We start from the raw sequence: 17,475 nt of genomic DNA, 5'->3' as shown, positions 1-17,475 counted from the left end.
TATCGCGACCGGGTCAGGTCGACGGGACGAGAGAGTCCTGACGAGCGACGACCACTCGCCGCAGCGCCGCCCGGATAAGGTTGACGGCCTCGGGCGCGGGGCTGTCTCGGCGCATGCTTAGCGAGTAGGCCAGAAGGAACCGCACTTGATCGGGCAGGACGCGGACGAGGTCGGGCTCGCCTTCCGCCATGTAGCAGGGGAGAAGGCCGATCCCTGCCCCGTGCTGTGTGGCTGACACTTGTGCCGACACGCTCGTGCAACCCATCCCCACTCGCATGCCGGCGAAGCCGCGGGCGAGATCGAGCTCAGCGACGTTCAGATGCGAATCCACATAGAAGACGAGACGATGATCGGCGAGATCCTCCATCGATTCAATGGCGGATGCCTGCGCCAGATATCGACGGCTCGCGTAAAGTCCGAGCGCGTAGCTGGTGAGAAACTCTGACGTGAGCCAACCTTGGCGGGGTTCCCCGATGCTCACGGCGAGGTCGAAGCCGGACGCTCGCGAGGTCAGCGGACGAGTGGAAGTGACCAGCTCGATCGAAATGCCGGGATATCGCGCGACAACTTCGGTGATCGCTTCAGTGGCGAAGACGACTCCGAAGCCATCCGGCGCAGAAACCCGGACGGTCCCTCTGACGGTGCCTTCCTCGCCCGCTACCGCATCCCGAACGCTTTGGACGATCTGCTCCAGCGAGGCCGAGCGTTCCACGACGACGCGGCCGAGGTCGGTTAAAGCCCATCCGTCTGCGCCGTGCTCGACCATGGTTGCGCCGAGCGCTGCCTCCAAGCGGTTGAGTCGGCGACGCACGGTCGTGTGGTCGATGCCAAGCAACGTCGCGGCGGTGACGAGTTTCCCGGTGCGGGCGAGCGCAAGCAGCATGCGCAGGTCGTCGGTCGATACCTCACCGGTGGATCGTTGCGCGGTCGCGGTGTGATCGGGATTGCTCCGGGTCATGTGTGGTGACACTCCTTGTCACACGTCTTCGTGCGTGGTCGCCGATCGAATTTCGCACAGCGTCTGACGAACGAAGGAGCGGTGGTGGCTGATGGCATCCCACTCTATGTGCACCAACGCACATCGATCCATGCTCGCAGCGGTCGAGTTTGTGCCGCGTGAGCGGAGCATCGATCACTACGAGCCCTGAATTCCTGCGGTTTTACATCAAGTGGCGTGAACGTGCCGCACATGCCGAACGCGATTCTCGCACGAGGTTTACCGTCAGGCGGAAAACAGCGACCCGGCCAAAATGCGATTACACATAATGGTCGCTGCGGGATCTGCATAATCGCCCGCAATTCCTGGCAGCGGCTTGGTCGTGCACCGATGCACACGACCGTTACTCGACTACATGCCACCCAAGCAAAGGAGCTTTGATGAGAGTCAAGCAGTTTGGGATCCTCTCCGGAGCGATCCTCGCCGTAACAGCCCTCGGCCTCGCCGGCTGCGCATCGAGCTCGCCAGCGGTTACGCCGTCGGCGACCAACGGAGCGTTCGATCTAGATGCGCTAGTTACGGCGGCGAAGGCTGAAGGTTCGCTCATGCTTTACGGCGATTCGTCGGATGCGAGTATGAAGGCCTGGACGGATGCCTTCACACAGGAGTACGGCATCCCTGTGACGATCGTTCGCAACGCAACCGGGCCGCTTTTCCAGCAGTTCGCGCAGGAGGAATCGGCTGGGCAAGCCCAGGCTGACGTCCTCAGCATTCTCGATCACTCGGCTCTCGACCAGGCGGTCGACAATGGCTGGATCGCCGAGTACACACCCCAGGAGGCGGACGCCCTTCCGGCGGAATACGCACGCGCGGGCTACTACTACGCCGTCCAGAGCGTCACCTCGCCGGTCATCGCATACAACACAGACAAGGTCACGCCTGAAGAGGTCGAAAAGCTCCAGGCCGACCCGATGGGCTTCCTCGAGAGCAAGGGCCTCACCGATCGTGTCGGCGTGGTCGCCCCTCAGGCTGGCCAGCAGCTGCAGGCGTACTGGTACCTCTACTCGGATGGTCCTGCGGCCGAAGACTTCGGCTGGGATGGTCTGGGCGGCATCGCGGCCAATACTGGCGCCATCTCGGATACCGTGACGATCGCGCAGAACGTCATCCAAGGTGAAGTCGACTTCGGGCTGCCGCTCGCCGACAGCTACGTGATCTCGCTGATTACCGGCAGCGGCGCCCCGCTCGGCTTCGTCTACCCAGACCCGACTGTCGCGGTCATGTCCGCTCTTGCGGTCGTCGAGAACGCGCCCCACCCGAACGCCGCGCGGCTGTTCTCTGAATGGGCCGCCTCCGCCGACGGTGTCAGCGCGTGGGCGGTGGGTGCGAACAACGCCCCGATGCGCAGCGACGTCGAGGACCCTCGTACCTACCTCGACGAGCCCTGGTTCTCGCCGAAGACGGACGACGTCTGGAGCGACTTCGGTTCGGATCCCGAATTCCTCGAGGCCATGACAGCCGATGGCTGGTACTTCCCGAAGTGGAACGAGACGTTCGGCTACTCAGGATGAGCACACGCGACCACACCATGACCACGACCGAAGCGAAGGAACATTGATGAGTACCAGAACACGTAGGGTCCTATGCGCAGCGATCCTCACCGCGGCCGCGATCGGCCTCGCGGCATGCTCGTCGGGGCCTGCAACACCGGTGAGCTCATCGTCGGGCGACGCGTTCGATTTGGCGACCCTGACGGCAGCGGCCAAGGCCGAGGGCAGCCTCACGATCTACGGTGATGCCTCCGAGGCCAGCCTCCGAGGGTGGGCCGACAAGTTCACCGAGGAGTACGGCATCCAGGTGTTCATCGTGCGCAACACTCCAGGCCCGCTGTTTCAGCAGTTCGCCCAGGAAGCATCGGCTGGGCAGCAACAGGCCGACGTCATCAGTATCGTCGACCATGTTGCACTGGACCAGGGCATCGAGAATGGCTGGATCGCGGAGTACACACCTCAGTATGCGGATCAGTATCCCGAGTCCGAGAGCCGGGCGGGGTACTACTATCCGGTCCAGAACGGCAACGCCCAGACGATCGCGTACAACGCCGACAGCCTTTCAGACGATGAGATCGAACTCATTCAGGAGAAGGGACTTGACGCGCTGACCGACCCGATCTTCGCGGGCCGCGTCGGTGTCGTCAACCCGCAGATCTCCTCGGGCGTCCAGGCGTTCTGGTACCTGTACACGGACGGTGCAGCGAAGGGTTTCGGCTGGGATGGTATGGAGGGCATCGCCAAGAACGTCGGCATGATCTCCGACACCCTGACCCTGGGCCAGAACATGATTCAGGGCGAGATCGATATCGCGGTGCCGATGGTCGACTCCTTCATCTCGTCGCAGATCGCCAACAACGGTGCCCCGCTCGAGTACGTCTATGCGACACCGACCATCGGTCAGACCGATGGTGTGGCCGTCGTGCAGAATGCGCCCCACCCGAACGCAGCACGTCTGTTCTTGGAGTGGGCTGCTCTCCCCGAGACGAACGCGTTCTACTCGACGATCTCGCAGTCCGCTCCGACCAACGTGAAAGCGACTGATTCTCGCAAGATCGTGAATGAGGCATGGTATGCGCCGGCCGGAGATGACACGTGGTTCGACTTCGGCAGCGACGAAGCGTTCCTGACGGCGATGAAGGCCGACGGCTCCTACTTCCCGAAGTGGAACGAGACCTTCGGATACTCCGGATGAATGTGACGGTCGGCGAACACGCGATGAACATCGGAACGGAGCTGTGATGCGCACGAAAGGCGTGTACGCAACGCTGCTCATAGTCGCAGCGACAGGCCTGGCTGCGTGTTCGTCGGCCGTGCCCACAACGGTCACAGCACCTACCGAGAGTGGGAGCGCCTTCAACCTCGAGGCGCTAACGGCGGCAGCACAGGCCGAGGGCAGTCTTACTTTGTACGCGGACTCGACCGAGTCGGTTCTGCGGGGTTGGAGTGACGGCTTCACCAAGGAGTACGGCATCCCGGTGACGATTCTGCGTAACACCGCTGCACCGCTCTATCAGCAGTTCGCGCAAGAGCAGTCGGCCGGGCAGGCGATCGCCGATGTGTTCGGCGTGGTTGACGCAGCCACGATGGCGGATGCGCGGGAGAACGGTTGGATCGCGCAGTACACGCCCCAGAACAGCGACCTCCTGTCGAAAGATCTCGGCGACCCGGGCTACTACTGGGCCCTGCAGAGCTCTACCCAGCAAACCGTCACCTACAATCCCGACAACGTGACTGAGGACGAGGTCGAGTTGATCTTGAAGGACCCCGTCAAGGCCATGACTGACCCACGGTTCGCCGGTCGGGTTGGCGTCGTTCAGCCGCAGGTGTCCCAAGGTGTCGGGGCGTTCTGGTACCTCTACAGCGACGGCGCCGCCGCCGCCGATGTGGGTTGGGACGGCCTTGAGGACATCGCCGACAACACAGCGATGATCGCGGACAACCTCACGCTGGTGCAGAACGTCATCCAGGGCGAGATCGACTTCGCCTTCCCGATCGTCGACTCGATCCCGGCAGCTCAGATCGTCCAGAACGGCGCTCCGCTGCAGTTCGCCTACGCGACGCCAGCGACCGGATCGAGCGCACTCACCGGAATCGTCGCAGACGCCCCGCACCCGAACGCCGCGCGGCTGTTCCTCGAGTGGGCCGCAGAGCCCGACGCGAACTCGCTCTGGTCGAAGCTGTCGCAAACCGCCCCGATCAATGCCGAGGCGACTGACGGACGTGAGTTCACCGACCTGGACTGGTACCAGCCGGCGGGCGACGACACCTGGTTCGACTTCGGCACCGATCCCGAGTTCCTCGCGGCGATCAGTGCAGATGGCGACTACTTCGATCGCTGGAATGAAATGTTTGGATACACCGGATGACGACCATCAATGCCCCCGCCCCGGCCACCAGCAGCGGACGAAACGGGGATCCCGACCCGCCGACGAGGAAGACTACAGCGGAGGCGGTGACGCGTCGGAAAGCGACTAAGCGCGGGCCGAGCCCGTTCGCGGTCGTCATCCTGATCCTGCTCGGCGGCCTGATCCTCGTGCCCGTAGCGATGGTGTTTTTCGGCGCCTTCCAAAGCGCGGCGCCCGGCCTTCCCGGCACCACGTTCTCGCTTCGGGCGATCATGGAGGTCTACGGGACCACGGCGTACCTCGGCTCTCTCATCGGCACACTCCTGATGGCGCTCAGCGTCGCAGTACTGGCGGTGGTCTTCGGTGCGTTGGCGGCCTGGATACTCGCGCGCACCGACGTGCGGCTTCGAGCAGTTCTCGAACTCGGCGTGATCGTTCCGTTGTTCATCTCGCCCTTCATCGGCGCAGTCGCCTGGAACATGCTCGGCGCGCCGCGCTCGGGCATCATCAACGTGAACCTGCGCTGGATCTTCGGCACCGACGCGACATTCATCGACATCGGCACAGTGCCGGGCGTGATCTTCGTGATGCTGCTGTACTTCCTGCCCTACACCTACATGCTCATCTCGGCGTCGCTGAAGAACATGGATCCGGGTCTCGAAGAGGCGTCTTACATGAACGGCCGCGGCATCGTCGCGACTGCGATGAAGGTCACACTCCCGATCGTCCGCCCCTCACTGACGGCCGCGTTCTTCATGATCGCTGTCTTCGCGACCGGGATCTTCGCGATCCCCGCCGCCCTCGGCCTTGACACGGGCTTCTCACCGCTCGCCGTGCAGGTCTACCGCAAGATGACGGTCTTTCCATCTGATCCGCCCGCGGCAGCCGCGATCGGTACGCTTATCTTCTGGTTCACCCTGGCCGGCATCTACTTCTATCGCCGCTCTATTCGCAACAGCGCCCGGTTCGTCACGGTCGGTGGAAAGGCCACGCGTCCGCGCGTCGTGAAGCTGGGCTGGGCACGCTGGCCAGTCACGATCCTCGTCGCGCTCTACGGATTCCTGGCGGCGGTGCTGCCGTACGCGGCGATCATCCTCATTTCGTTGTCGCCCTACACGATCACAGACTTCCGCAAGATGCAGTTCTCGCTCGACAGTCTCTGGACGGTCGTCACCTCCCCGGATGTGACCAGCGCCTTGCTCAATACCGTGTGGATCGCACTGCTCGCACCCACTGTGGCAGTGCTGATCGGCCTTGGTGTCGCCTATATCACCGTGCGCGAACGCGGACGCATCGCCACGATCATCGACTACATCTCGAACTTCCCAATGGCGGTTCCGGGAATCGTGTTCGCAACAGGCATCATTTGGCTCTATGTGCGCACGCCGCTGTATGCGACGCTGGCGCTGCTGATAATTACCCTGGTCGCCACGTATATGCCGCAGGCGACTCGATTCGCAGCCACCGGCTTGATGCAAGTCGATGGGTCCCTGGAAGAAGCCGCGCGCATGTCCGGCGCGAGCAAGTTCCGCGCGATTACCACGGTCACCATGCCGCTCGTTGCCCCGTCACTGATGTCGGCATGGGTGCTCCTGTTCATCTTCTCGTCGCGGGAGGTGAACGAGGCGGTGATCGTAGCCGGTCCCCGCTCCCAGCCACTGTCCGTGCTCGCCTGGAACTACGTCGAGAACGGCTCGCTCAATCAGGCCGCAGTAGTCGGCCTGTTGATGTCGCTCGTGATGCTTGCCGGATTGATCCTGGCGAGATATGTCTTCCGCGTCCGACTCACCTCCTCCCAACTGTGAACATCCGAATCAGTACCCACGCAGAGATGGAAACCCAATGTCTATGACGATTGACAGGACGACGACCGCGACGCAGGAGCGCGTCGGTGCGTCGCTGAGCGTCCGAGATCTGCGCATCCACTACGGCAACGTCGAGGCGGTGAAGGGCATCTCATTCGACATCCTGCCGGGAGAGTTCCTCACGCTCCTCGGCCCTTCCGGATGCGGCAAGTCAACGACCCTGCGCTGTATCGCAGGCCTCGAACCCGCCTCCGCAGGCACGATCACGATCGACGACACGGTTGTGGCAGGTCCCGGAAAGCACGTGCAGCCCGAGAAACGTGGCATCAACATGGTGTTCCAGTCGTACGCTGTGTGGCCGCACATGACTGTCGAGAAGAATGTCGGCTACGGCCTCAAGGGCCTGCAAAAGGACGAGATCAAGACCCGCGTCGACGAGGTTCTCGACCTCATCGGGCTCGGCAAGTTCGCGAAACGGTACGGCACTGAGCTCTCCGGTGGTCAGCAGCAGCGTGTTGCGCTCGCCCGCGCGATCGTCACCCGTCCGAAGGTCCTCCTCTTTGATGAGCCGTTGTCGAACCTCGATGCGGGACTACGCGAGCAGATGAGGTTCGAGATCCTCGCGCTGCAGCGTGCCGTCGGGATCACCGCGGTCTACGTCACGCACGACCAGACCGAAGCTATGTCGATGTCCGACCGGGTCGTGCTGCTCAACGACGGTCTGGTTGAGCAATCCGATGCGCCGCGCGAGATCTACTCCCGGCCGCGCACTGAGTTCGCCGCGAACTTCGTTGGTCATGCGAACATCCTTCCCGGCCGACTCGATGGCGCCCGTGAGCGGTTGACCGTCCCGGGCATCGCCACGCCCGTCCTTGCCGCCGAGACCGCCGCCAACGATGTTCACGAGTCCGCCTCCGCGGTCTTCCGCGCCGAGAGCCTGCTCGCCGGGAGCGCGGCGGAGTCGGCAGAGAACGTATGGCCGGCGAAGGTCGAGCGAGTCTCATACCTCGGTCGTCACCTCGACGTGCTGTACTCGGTCGGCGACTCGAAGGTCCGTGGTGAGCTTCCGTCGGCGACGCCGATCGTTGTCGGCGACACGGTCACCATCGGCATCCGCGCTTCCGACGTGCACTTCGTGCCGCACACCGAGGCCTAGCATGCGAGCGCAGGTCGCGATCGTCGGCGTAGGAACGACGAAACAGGGCGAGCTTCCCGGTCGGACAGCGAACGAAATCGCCATCGAGGCGATCGAACTCGCGCTCGTGGACGCCGGACTCACGAAGGCAGATGTCGATGGGCTCATAACCTGCCGGAATCTGCATGACCGTTTCGGCATCGACGAACAAATCGGGCACCTGCTCGGAGTGAACCCGAGGTTTGGCGCGACCCTCGATTACGGCACGGGCAACTTCTCGCTTCATCTCGCGGTGATGGCGATCGAGGCGGGTATGGCCGAGACAATCGTGCTTGCATACGGCACGAACCAGCGCTCGATGCGCTCGGGATTCGGCATCTCGGTCGGGGGCGGTGCCGAAATGGCGGCGCTCGCCGGAGTTGTGCATGTCGCCGGACCGGCGGCGCTCGCATTCCGGCGCCACCAGGAGCTGTATGGCACAACTGAGGAACAGTTGGGCTGGGTGGCGGTCGGCCAGCGTGAGTGGGCGCAGAAGAATCCGTTGGCCATCTTCCGTACTCCGCTCACGATTGACGACTATCTCTCGAGCGATCCGCTCGTAGCGCCGCTGCGCCGTGCCGACCTCACGATGATCTCGGATGGGGGGGCCGCTCTCGTGGTGACCTCGAAGCAGCGCGCGAAGGATCTTCCAAAGCAGCCCGTCATGATCGACGGCATGGCCGAGCGCACCGCCTTCCGGGCTGACCACGATCGCGACAGTCTGATGCGCCCCTGGCTCGGCGAACTCGCTCGTGATCTCTGGGCCAGCAGCGGGTACCGCCCCGAAGACATCGATGCCCTCTACATCCAGGATGCGACATCCGTATGGGTGCTCCAGATGCTCGAGTGGTACGGCTTCGCACCGGTCGGCGAGGGAGGCCGCTTCCTCGCCGAAGGTCACACCCGACCGGGCGGTTCCCTGCCGGTCAACACGAACGGCGGCCAACTCTCCGAGAGCTACATGTGGGGATGGCTCCACCTTTGTGAGGCCGTCCGCCAGCTGCGCGGTGAAGCAGGGGAGCGCCAGATAGAGGGGATCGAGGTCACCCTCGATTGTTCATCTCACGACTTTCTTAAGGGGGCGGCGTCAATTCTGACGACGAGATCATGACGTACCAAGGACTGCTTCCTGACACGCACAACGTGCTCACCGCCCCGTTCTGGGCCGCGACCCACGAGAGACGGCTGACGGCGCAACGATGCAGCTCCTGCAGTGTGTTCCGCTGGCCGCCCAGTGAGTTGTGCCCAGAGTGCGTCAGTACCGCCGCCACGTGGACGCAGCTCGCGGGCACCGCCGAGGTGTGGAGCTATGCCGTCTATCACCGCTCGATGCACCCGGCATTCACGGCTGTGCCCTATACGGTCGCGCTCCTCGAACTTCCCGAAGGCATCCGCATGTACGGAGCCGTGGTGACCTCGACCGGTGACGCCGATGCCGATGGCGAGGTGAAGATCGGCGACCAGGTGCGAGCAGCGTTTGAACGCACCGAAGACGACGTCGTTCTCGTCCGATGGATTCCAAGCGAGGAAGAATCGGCCCTCGCTGCCGTACAGCTGGAGGAGCAGCCATGACCGACCACGCGAGGCAGGTGAGCTCGACACGCAAGGGGCCGCTGGAACACGTCACCATCCTTGACCTCACCCAGCACCTCTCAGGTCCATTCGGGAGTCAGATCCTTAGCGATCTCGGCGCACGTGTCATCAAGGTCGAGCCGCCCACAGGCGACCCGACACGGCGCATCGGTCCGTACTTCGAAGACGGTGACAGCGCGTACTACCTCAGCGCGAATCGCAACAAGGAGAGCGTCGTCCTCGATCTAAAGGCGCCAGGCGGCGCCGACGCGCTTCTTGCGTTGGCCATGCGTGCTGACGTCGTCATCGAGAACTTCCGCCCGGGTACGCTGGCCAAGCTCGGAATCGACTTCGACGCGCTTCTGCGGGTCAATCCGCGGATGGTGCTGTGCTCGATCACCGGCTTCGGACCGGATGGCCCCTACCGGGCATTGCCCGCGTTCGACATCGTCGTCCAGGCGCTCGCCGGCGGCATGTCGCTCACGGGTGAGGAAAGCGGCAAGTCGGTGCGCTCCGGGCTGCCGATCGGAGACATCTGCGCCGGCATGTACGGTGCAGTCGGCACGCTCGCCGGCCTGCTCGAGGTGGGCAGGACGGGCATTGGCATGCGCATCGACGTCTCGATGCTCGACGCACAGGTGTCAATGCTCTCGTACGTCGCGAGCTACTACCTCGCCTCAGGCGACGTCGCTGGTCGTCAGGGTCGCGGGCACATGAGCATCCCCACCTACCGGGCGTTCACTTGCCGAGACGGCAAAGACATCGTCGTGGCCGCGAACACGCAGCCGTTCTGGCAGGGTCTCGCGCGTGCTTTCGAGCGCGAAGACCTAGTCGCCGATGAACGGTTCCTCGACAATGACCTTCGCAGGGAGCATCGCGACGAACTCGATGCGGCGCTCGAGGCGGCCGTTGGCGAGCTGGATGCCGCCGAGGCTCTGGCGAGGCTTGCGGCAAACGGTGTACCGTCGGCGCCGGTGAACACCGTCGATGCCGCCCTCGCCGACCCCCAGGTGGTCCAGAGCGACATGGTGTTGCAACTCGAAGGCCGCGGGGACAGCATCCGTGCCGTCGGCAACCCGATCAAGACCCACGGAGGCCGCACCCGTCATATCGCCCCGCCCCGACTCGGCGAAGACACCGAGTCGGTGCTGCGAGACGTAGCGGGCCTGACGGATGATCAGCTCCGGAAGCTCTCGTCCGGCGGCGCGATCACCCTCGCTGCACCCCACGAAGGGTCAGCCGCGGCCTATGCCTGATCCATCGGCGGACATCCGATAACAGTTCACAAGGGAAAGAACTCGACATGCTTCGCACAGTCCTGATCGGCGTAACCCACTGGCATCTGCCGCTCTTCCTGGAGCCGATGCAGAAACGCGATGACCTCTCTTATGTAGGCGTCTCCGACCCCGATCTCGCCGGTGCGCAGAAGGTCGCCGAACGACTCGGGACGATCGCCCTCGCGGACTACCGCGAACTCGTTGAGCAGACCAAGCCGGACTTCGCGCTCGTGCTCGGTATCCATGCCGAGATGGCGGCGACGGCCGAGTTTCTCATCGAACGCGGCATCCCATTCATCATCGAGAAGCCGGCGGGACTGAACGGCGCGCAGGTCTCACACATCGCGGAACTCGCCGCCGAGCGCGACGCGTTCGCGGCCGTACCGTTCGTTTTCCGTCAGAACGGATGGGTCACCCGGATGCGGGAACACTCGGCCGGCGAGCGCTTCGACCATCTCTCGTTCACCATGATCGGGCGGCCGCCGCAGCAGTACGAACGGATAGCGTCGAGCTGGGTGCTAGACCGCGCCCGTTCCGGAGGCGGAGCGCTTATCAATCTGGGCATCCACTTTCTCGACCTCATCCCCTACCTGGTGCCGGACGAGCCGGTCGAGGTAGTGGGCGCCGCGATCTCGAACACGGCCTGGGACCTCTCCATCGAGGATTTCGCGTCGGTGATCCTCAAGGTCGGCACGAGTCTTGCGACGATCCAGACCGGCTACCGCTACACCTCGCCGGACGAGTACATGGATATGCACTTCTCGGTGCGGACGGCCGCCTCGTATTACGTCGCTCGTACCCCCACCGAAGTGCAGGTGACCACGCCAGAGGGGGGCATCGAGACGTGGGCGGTCAGCACCATGAACATGAAGACCTACCCGTTCTTCGTGAACGATGCCATCGAGCGGGTTTTGCGGGGAGACAAGCCTGCGTTCGACCTCAGCGACGCGGCACGTGCGATGCGTCTGCTAGATCGAATCTACGAGAAGGCCGGTGCGATTCTTCCGACGACACCGGGATCCGCAACACAGGAATAGGAGAAGACCGTGACAGAAGAGAAGCGTCGGGGCCTGCTGCACGTGCAAATGGACATCGCGCCCGAGCACGAAGACGAGTTGAACACGTGGTACTGGCGGGAGCATCTTCCCGAGCGACTCGCTGTTCCGGGTTTCCTGAGCGGGCGCCGGTTCGAGATCGTCGACGGCGGCCCGCCGAAGTACCTCGCGATATACGACCTCGAGGATGTGTCGGTGCTGGACAGCCCGGAGTATCAGCGGCTCATCAATCCCCCCGATCCGCGGACGAAAGAGATCGGACGGATGCTCAACACGAACATCCGTCGGGTCTACGTCGAAATCCCGCGGCTGGAGGCATAGTCCGGATGAAACAGCTGCTGCTCTTCCCCGGGATGGCCCAGGATGCACGCGCTTACGATCTGACTGGCTTCCCGCAGGAGCAGGCATACGTGTATCCCGGGCATGGCGACCGCGAGTCGCAGGTCGTCACTCTGGACGGGCTGGCCGATGAGGCCCTCCGCGGACGAGTCGACCGGCTCGACCTCGTCGGCGTGGCGCTGGGCGGTATTATCGCGCAGCATGTGATGGTCCGACATCCGCACAGAGTCCGCTCGGCAGTCCTCGCAAACACTCCGGCCGGCGTGTCGGACCGGTCTCCGCTGATCGAACGAGCCGAGGCGACCGCCGCGACCGGCCCGCAGGTCGACGAGCTGATCGCACGTTGGCTGCGGCCGTCCACGATCGCAGATGACGGCGACGCCGTGCGATACCTCCGTGACGTGCTCGAAACGATCTCGTGGAACGGTCTCGCGAACGTCCAGCGAGCGATGGCCGATCACGATCTCGTGGCGGCGCTGGAGGGTAATACTCATCCGGTGACGGTCATCATCGGAGAGGACGATCATGTCGGGATCGGTGCAGCCGAGCGCCTCGCCGCCCTGTTCGTCAACCATCGCGTGCGCCGCATTCCCGGCGGACACATGGTACACCTCGACAACCCCCGGGGATTCCGCGAGACGGTACTGGAGCATCTCGACTGGGTCGATGACCTCCAACGCGCGGCCAACGGCGCACGTGAATCAGAGAGAAGGAGCGCATGACCGACACTCAGGTCAAGGGACTGCTGATGGTGCAGATGGAGGTCGCACCGGAGGATGTCGCAGAACTGGATGCCTGGTACTGGGAGGAGCACATCCCTGAGCGCCTCGCCTGTCCGGGGTTCCTGTCTGCGCGGCGCTTCCAGATGGCCGATGGCTCTCCGAAGTTCGTCGCTCTCTACGAGCTCGACGGCATCGGGGCGCTCGAGACCTCTGAATACCGGTACGTGATCGAGAACAGCACCGCGCGCACGAAGGCAGTGGGTCGGATGGCGACGATCACACGCGTCGAATACATCGAGCTACACGATCCGGCTCCGCAAGGCGAGCCGGCCGGCCCGTGACGACGCTTCTGCTCCACCCGATCGGACTGGACCGGCATACGTGGGACGGTGTAGCGATCGACAACGCGCTGGCTGTCGATCTGCCCGGTCACGGTGGGGCTCCCGGTGCTGAGCTACCGAGCCTCGACGATGTCGCCGATGCCGTACTCGAGGCGGTTCCGCTCGAGCTCGGACCCCTGGATGTCGTCGGGCTGTCACTTGGCGGGATGGTGGCGCTGCACGCCGTGCTCCGGCACCCTCAGCGAATACGGTCTCTGGTGGTGGCATGTGCCCCTGCGTTGTCGCCGGCAGACGCGATGCTCCAGCGGGCGGCCGACACGGAGCGACTAGGCATGCGCGGGATGATGCCCTCAACACTGCAGCGCTGGTTCAGCGCCGACGTTCTCGAGCACACCCCGGATTTTGTCGACACGGCAGCGAGGATGCTGCTCGCCAACGACCCGCGTGTTGTTGCACACTTCTGGCGTCTAATTTCGCAGCATGATGTGCGGACACGATTAAGCGAAATTCGCGTGTTCACGACGATCGTCGCGGGTCGAGCCGACCTCTCGGTTCCTCGGCCCGCCGCGCAAGCACTCGCTAGAGGCATTCCGGGCGCACGCTATGTGGAGCTCCCTGGCGCACACATGCTGCACCTCGAGGCCCCAGGCGCCTTCGCCGAGACCATCCGCGAACATACCTTCGTTGCACAGTATTCGTGACTGTAAGACTCGACCGCCTTCGGGCTTAATCAGGCCGATGCCGCAGATGCTTGCAGCCATGCGGGAGGTTGATCGGCAAGTGCGCGCGATATGCCTCGCGCAGCCATCAACACGGCGGGTATGTGTTCTCGCACCGCCGGTGTACCTTCACCGCGGACCGCGACCGAGACGGCGGCGATGACGTCTCCGGATGTCGATCTGATCGGAGCCGCAACGGAGACCGCTTCGCTTGTCATCTGTCGATCGCAGATGGCGTATCCGTCGCGACGCACGTCCGCAAGGATCCGACGAAGCGAGCCGACGTCGACGATAGTGAACGGTGTGAAACGCGGCAGCGACTTCTCGACCACATCGTTGAACACATCTGCGGGGGCGTGGGCGAGCAGCACCAGCCCCGCACCCGTTGTGCGCATCGGCAGTCGGGTTGCGGCCCTTGTACGGAGCGGTACTGAGCCATGACCGGAGAGATGCGATACGAAGATCGCTTCGGTGCCTTCTCTTACGCCGAGTCGCACGTTTCCATGAGTGGCCTCATATAGGTCTTCGAGGAACGGCAGGGCCGCATCAACCAGCCCGGTGCTGCGCGGAGCAAGCGATCCGAGTTCCCAGAGGTGCAGGCCGATGCGGTACACCCCGTTCTCGTCGCGTTCGAGGCCCCCCCAGTCGACCAGCTCCCCGAGAATGCGGTGCACGGTCGTAAGAGGAAGACTGGTCGATCGGCCGATCGCAGACAGCGACATCGGTCGTCGTGTCCGGTAAAGGGCATCGAGGACGGCGAAGACCTTCTGTGGGGCGGTCAGCGAGCGGTCATCGTCAAGGAGCTTTTCGCCGCCAGGCTTGGACCGGCCTTCACGAGGCATCGTACTCACTCTTTCCCCTGGTTCCCGCGCGGTGCCCGGAACAGTATCAGCCTATCCGTCGGTTTTCGTGCCCTTCTCGGCCGTAGGCTGAATGTATGCCTCAGAAGACTTGGTTCATTACTGGCGCGTCTCGCGGCTTCGGCCGCCAGTGGGCTATCGCAGCGCTCGAGAGAGGTGACCGGGTGGCCGCCACGGTGCGAGATATCTCGACCCTCGATGATCTCGTCGAGCGGTTCGGCGATACCATCCTGCCCATTGCACTGGATGTGACTGATCGGCAGTCTGACCTGTCGGCGGTCTCCTCCGCCGCGTCGCACTTCGGCGGGCTCGATGTCGTCGTGAACAACGCTGGCTATGGCCAATTTGGGATGGTCGAAGAGGTGACCGAGAGCGAAGCGCGAGACCAGTTCGAGACGAATGTCTTCGGCGCGCTCTGGATCACCCAGGCGGCCGTGCCGATCATGCGGGCGCAGGGGTACGGCCACATCATCCAAGTGTCCTCGATCGGAGGAATCACAGCGTTCGTCAACCTCGGAATTTATCACGCGTCGAAATGGGCGCTCGAGGGCTTCTCGCAATCGCTCGCGCAGGAAGTCGCCGAGTTCGGCATTCACGTGACCTTGATTGAGCCAGGTGGATTCGCGACTGACTGGAGTGGGGCAAGCGCCAGCCGCTCGACGCCGATTGCTGCATACGACGGAGCTCGCCAGCGGCGTCAGCAGCAACGCCAATCGCAGGTCCCTGGAAGTCCCGAAGCATCCGCGGCGGCGATGATGCGAATCGTCGACGCCGAGAAGCCGCCGCTGCGAGTATTTTTCGGGACAGCTCCCCGACCAATCGCGGAAGCGGACTACGCAGCGCGGCTCAAGACGTGGGAGGAATGGCAGGACGTGGCTGAACTCGCGCAAGGCTGACGAGCAACGGTCTCGCGCGCTACGTCCGTGACTCTCCGACGAAATCGAAATGCGAGGGTGTCCTTCGCAGCAGCTCGGCTGCTCCACGATCGGCGATACCACGACCCACGGTTCCTCCGTCGGCAAACGTCGGTTGAGCGTACGCGCCACTATCATCGCAAGCCGCGCGGCGGTGACAGAGTTGGGGCTCAGATGGATTGGTCCGCCAAGTGTCCCCTCGGGCGAGCACTCTGCGAATCCACGGCCGGCCAGACCGACGAAGCGGCGCGTCGCATCCGCACCATCGAGGGAAGGTCTCGTGTCGATCAGAGGAAAGTGTGCTGCTATCGCGAAGGCACATGAGGGCGGATGCGCGGCAGTTGGTATCGCGTAGAGACCCTGAAGCGGCCACCACGATGAGTTTCGATGCCGCTTCGCGTGGGCCGCGGTCAGCAATATATGAAGGCCGGGCCTTGATGACTACGAGCGATCCTTCGGCGTCAGCGCCTTCCTGAATTGCATTGGCGAGCTGCTGGGGCAAGTTCCTCTTGCAGTTGTGGCCGGGTGCTCAGAATTTCACGACTCCGCCCGATCGAACCGAAACCCCCCCCCGACCACTCGGCATGACGTTGATGGGCCTCCGGACCTTCATTAGGACGCCCCTCGAATCTGCGTCCATTGTCTCGCATCGGCTCAAGCGCATCCCTCGAATCGTTCGCGAACTGGCGAATATGGAGAGCAGCATGCTGGCTGGGCTCGAAGACACTGGGGGTACGTGCGTTTTCACAGGTGCGTCAGTGATCTCCAACCTTCATCCGACGATGCTCACGACGGATGGACCGCCGACTTAGACGGATCGGACGCCAAGCTATCTGACTTCGTCGCGTGACCCAGATGTGGATGCCTGTGCGGGATTGTGTCCGCCGTCGTGAGGGTCCGCATGACCTCGTCGAGTACTTCGCCCACCGACGTGTACCGAGAGGAAAGCACTAGGTCACGCAACCACACGACCTCGGTAAGTTCCGCGACGCACGCCACTGCGCATCGCGGATCGTTGTGCGGAAACCAGTGATCCTGGATGATCGACTCCGTCGCCGTGAGACGACGCAACTCGAATCGGGGGCTATCACACACTGACATGCTCACTCCCAAAGTCAAATCTGACCTGCGCACGAGCCTCCGTGACACCCCGAGAATAACCCTGGCGATACGACCAGGCAAGGGGGCCCCGCAGCGAAGCCGTCATCCCCGTGCGCGCGCTACGTCGGAGCGCTCCGCAGTGGATAGCCGCACCAGGTGGGGGAGGACTCACGACATGGGCGGTGGTGTTCGACTGCCGCTCAAACAGAAATGCCCCGCCAGGTGCTGTGACCGGACGGGGCCGGCGAGAACCAGCCTCGGATTTTTGGACTCGCCGTGCTCAAGGATATCTACCCGGATGGGGAGCGCCGATACGCCCAGTCCGTATGCTGCCCGTCTAGCTCGGCTTGTGCCTTCGCGACGACAACGATCGAACCCAAAAAATATTTGGATGCACTCTCGAGTCACTCCGGTCAATTCGCGCCTTCGGGCCCCTTCGTCGCCTCGGGCGAGCCGGCATGCGTTCTCGTCGTCTTCCCGGCACATTCCCGGCACATGACGCCCAGACGTGCGGGTACAAAAGGATGCTGAATTGACTGGAGGGCTTAGTGTCCGGTGCGGACGGTCAGCGATAAATGCCAGCTAGTCAGGGAATTAGAGAAACCCCCGCGAGTAGAAGCCTCACGAGGGTTTCAGTGGCTCCGACGGGCGTCGATCCCGTGACCTCACGATTTTCAGTCGTGCGCTCTACCAACTGAGCTACAGAGCCTCGCGGCATCCGCTTCGAAAAGCAGAATCTGCCGCGATCTAGACGAAAGGCC

At 63.4% G+C, this 17,475-nt stretch carries 16 protein-coding genes and 1 tRNA gene; 14 read left to right on the top strand and 3 right to left on the bottom strand.

Annotation, left to right across the window (positions count from 1 at the left end; genetic code table 11):
* Positions 1-13 precede the first annotated feature (13 nt).
* Positions 14-958, bottom strand: coding sequence for a LysR family transcriptional regulator (locus CGU35_RS14780; protein ID WP_100812284.1), 945 nt, complete (start codon positions 956-958; stop codon positions 14-16).
* A 584-nt stretch (positions 959-1,542) separates the two neighbouring features.
* Between CGU35_RS14780 and CGU35_RS14775 the strand changes: the two genes are divergently transcribed.
* The 13 genes from CGU35_RS14775 to CGU35_RS14720 all read left to right on the top strand — a co-directional run bounded on the left by CGU35_RS14775 (position 1,543) and on the right by CGU35_RS14720 (position 13,821).
* On the top strand, positions 1,543-2,508 hold the full coding sequence (locus CGU35_RS14775) for an ABC transporter substrate-binding protein (protein ID WP_157814005.1): 966 nt from the start codon (positions 1,543-1,545) through the stop codon (positions 2,506-2,508).
* Positions 2,509-2,554: 46 nt separating this feature from the next.
* Positions 2,555-3,682 (top strand): ABC transporter substrate-binding protein, encoded by a 1,128-nt coding sequence (locus CGU35_RS14770; protein ID WP_157811199.1) that lies wholly within the window; start codon positions 2,555-2,557, stop codon positions 3,680-3,682.
* 46 nt (positions 3,683-3,728) lie between these two features.
* Complete coding sequence (locus CGU35_RS14765) at positions 3,729-4,856, top strand: ABC transporter substrate-binding protein (RefSeq protein ID WP_081766413.1); 1,128 nt, start codon at positions 3,729-3,731, stop codon at positions 4,854-4,856.
* A gap of 86 nt (positions 4,857-4,942) precedes the next feature.
* Positions 4,943-6,640 carry an ABC transporter permease gene (locus tag CGU35_RS14760; RefSeq protein WP_157814004.1) on the top strand — a complete coding sequence of 566 codons (1,698 nt, stop codon included), beginning with the start codon at positions 4,943-4,945 and terminating at the stop codon, positions 6,638-6,640.
* Positions 6,641-6,683: 43 nt separating this feature from the next.
* Complete coding sequence (locus CGU35_RS14755; protein ID WP_051513871.1) at positions 6,684-7,796, top strand: ABC transporter ATP-binding protein; 1,113 nt, start codon at positions 6,684-6,686, stop codon at positions 7,794-7,796.
* A 1-nt stretch (position 7,797) separates the two neighbouring features.
* Positions 7,798-8,925: a thiolase C-terminal domain-containing protein gene (locus CGU35_RS14750; protein WP_036300524.1), complete on the top strand. Its 1,128-nt coding sequence runs from the start codon at positions 7,798-7,800 to the stop codon at positions 8,923-8,925.
* On the top strand, positions 8,922-9,386 hold the full coding sequence (locus tag CGU35_RS14745; protein WP_051513868.1) for a Zn-ribbon domain-containing OB-fold protein: 465 nt from the start codon (positions 8,922-8,924) through the stop codon (positions 9,384-9,386). The genes CGU35_RS14750 and CGU35_RS14745 overlap by 4 nt, the downstream gene beginning before the upstream one ends.
* On the top strand, positions 9,383-10,642 hold the full coding sequence (locus tag CGU35_RS14740; RefSeq protein ID WP_198517664.1) for a CaiB/BaiF CoA transferase family protein: 1,260 nt from the start codon (positions 9,383-9,385) through the stop codon (positions 10,640-10,642). The genes CGU35_RS14745 and CGU35_RS14740 overlap by 4 nt, the downstream gene beginning before the upstream one ends.
* 47 nt (positions 10,643-10,689) lie before the next feature.
* On the top strand, positions 10,690-11,700 hold the full coding sequence (locus CGU35_RS14735; protein ID WP_100812282.1) for a Gfo/Idh/MocA family protein: 1,011 nt from the start codon (positions 10,690-10,692) through the stop codon (positions 11,698-11,700).
* Between the two features lie 9 nt (positions 11,701-11,709).
* Complete coding sequence (locus tag CGU35_RS14730) at positions 11,710-12,039, top strand: DUF4286 family protein (RefSeq protein ID WP_100812281.1); 330 nt, start codon at positions 11,710-11,712, stop codon at positions 12,037-12,039.
* Between the two features lie 5 nt (positions 12,040-12,044).
* Positions 12,045-12,779: an alpha/beta fold hydrolase gene (locus CGU35_RS14725; protein WP_100812280.1), complete on the top strand. Its 735-nt coding sequence runs from the start codon at positions 12,045-12,047 to the stop codon at positions 12,777-12,779.
* Positions 12,776-13,120, top strand: coding sequence for a DUF4286 family protein (locus CGU35_RS18250; protein WP_157814003.1), 345 nt, complete (start codon positions 12,776-12,778; stop codon positions 13,118-13,120). Before CGU35_RS14725 ends, CGU35_RS18250 begins: the two co-directional genes overlap by 4 nt.
* A complete protein-coding gene (locus CGU35_RS14720) occupies positions 13,117-13,821 on the top strand; it encodes an alpha/beta fold hydrolase (protein WP_157814002.1) in 705 nt (234 codons plus the stop codon). Before CGU35_RS18250 ends, CGU35_RS14720 begins: the two co-directional genes overlap by 4 nt.
* Before the next feature lie 29 nt (positions 13,822-13,850).
* On the opposite strand, the gene CGU35_RS14715 is transcribed toward CGU35_RS14720, so the two are convergent.
* Complete coding sequence (locus CGU35_RS14715; protein WP_100812278.1) at positions 13,851-14,681, bottom strand: IclR family transcriptional regulator; 831 nt, start codon at positions 14,679-14,681, stop codon at positions 13,851-13,853.
* Between the two features lie 95 nt (positions 14,682-14,776).
* Here CGU35_RS14715 and CGU35_RS14710 point away from each other — a divergent pair, with 95 nt between their 5' ends.
* Complete coding sequence (locus tag CGU35_RS14710) at positions 14,777-15,595, top strand: SDR family oxidoreductase (RefSeq protein ID WP_100812277.1); 819 nt, start codon at positions 14,777-14,779, stop codon at positions 15,593-15,595.
* A gap of 1,755 nt (positions 15,596-17,350) precedes the next feature.
* Here the strand turns inward: CGU35_RS14710 and CGU35_RS14700 are convergent.
* Positions 17,351-17,423: transfer RNA gene (locus tag CGU35_RS14700), tRNA-Phe, on the bottom strand.
* Positions 17,424-17,475 lie beyond the last annotated feature (52 nt).

It is taken from the genome of Microbacterium sp. BR1 (assembly GCF_002812725.1).
Taxonomy (GTDB): Bacteria; Actinomycetota; Actinomycetes; order Actinomycetales; family Microbacteriaceae; genus Microbacterium.
Note: the sequence above shows the minus strand (reverse complement) of the source record. Positions and strands in the feature narration are given on the sequence as shown.

Excerpts from the sequence above, each read along its gene's own strand:
- CGU35_RS14715 (WP_100812278.1), bottom strand. The coding sequence starts at position 14,681 with ATGCCTCGTGAAGGCCGGTCCAAGCCTGGCGGCGAAAAGCTCCTTGAC.
- CGU35_RS18250 (WP_157814003.1), top strand. The coding sequence starts at position 12,776 with ATGACCGACACTCAGGTCAAGGGACTGCTGATGGTGCAGATGGAGGTC.
- CGU35_RS14770 (WP_157811199.1), top strand. The coding sequence starts at position 2,555 with ATGAGTACCAGAACACGTAGGGTCCTATGCGCAGCGATCCTCACCGCG.
- CGU35_RS14735 (WP_100812282.1), top strand. The coding sequence starts at position 10,690 with ATGCTTCGCACAGTCCTGATCGGCGTAACCCACTGGCATCTGCCGCTC.
- CGU35_RS14745 (WP_051513868.1), top strand. The coding sequence starts at position 8,922 with ATGACGTACCAAGGACTGCTTCCTGACACGCACAACGTGCTCACCGCC.
- CGU35_RS14775 (WP_157814005.1), top strand. The coding sequence starts at position 1,543 with ATGCTTTACGGCGATTCGTCGGATGCGAGTATGAAGGCCTGGACGGAT.
- CGU35_RS14740 (WP_198517664.1), top strand. The coding sequence starts at position 9,383 with ATGACCGACCACGCGAGGCAGGTGAGCTCGACACGCAAGGGGCCGCTG.
- CGU35_RS14725 (WP_100812280.1), top strand. The coding sequence starts at position 12,045 with ATGAAACAGCTGCTGCTCTTCCCCGGGATGGCCCAGGATGCACGCGCT.
- CGU35_RS14710 (WP_100812277.1), top strand. The coding sequence starts at position 14,777 with ATGCCTCAGAAGACTTGGTTCATTACTGGCGCGTCTCGCGGCTTCGGC.
- CGU35_RS14780 (WP_100812284.1), bottom strand. The coding sequence starts at position 958 with ATGACCCGGAGCAATCCCGATCACACCGCGACCGCGCAACGATCCACC.
- CGU35_RS14750 (WP_036300524.1), top strand. The coding sequence starts at position 7,798 with ATGCGAGCGCAGGTCGCGATCGTCGGCGTAGGAACGACGAAACAGGGC.
- CGU35_RS14755 (WP_051513871.1), top strand. The coding sequence starts at position 6,684 with ATGACGATTGACAGGACGACGACCGCGACGCAGGAGCGCGTCGGTGCG.
- CGU35_RS14765 (WP_081766413.1), top strand. The coding sequence starts at position 3,729 with ATGCGCACGAAAGGCGTGTACGCAACGCTGCTCATAGTCGCAGCGACA.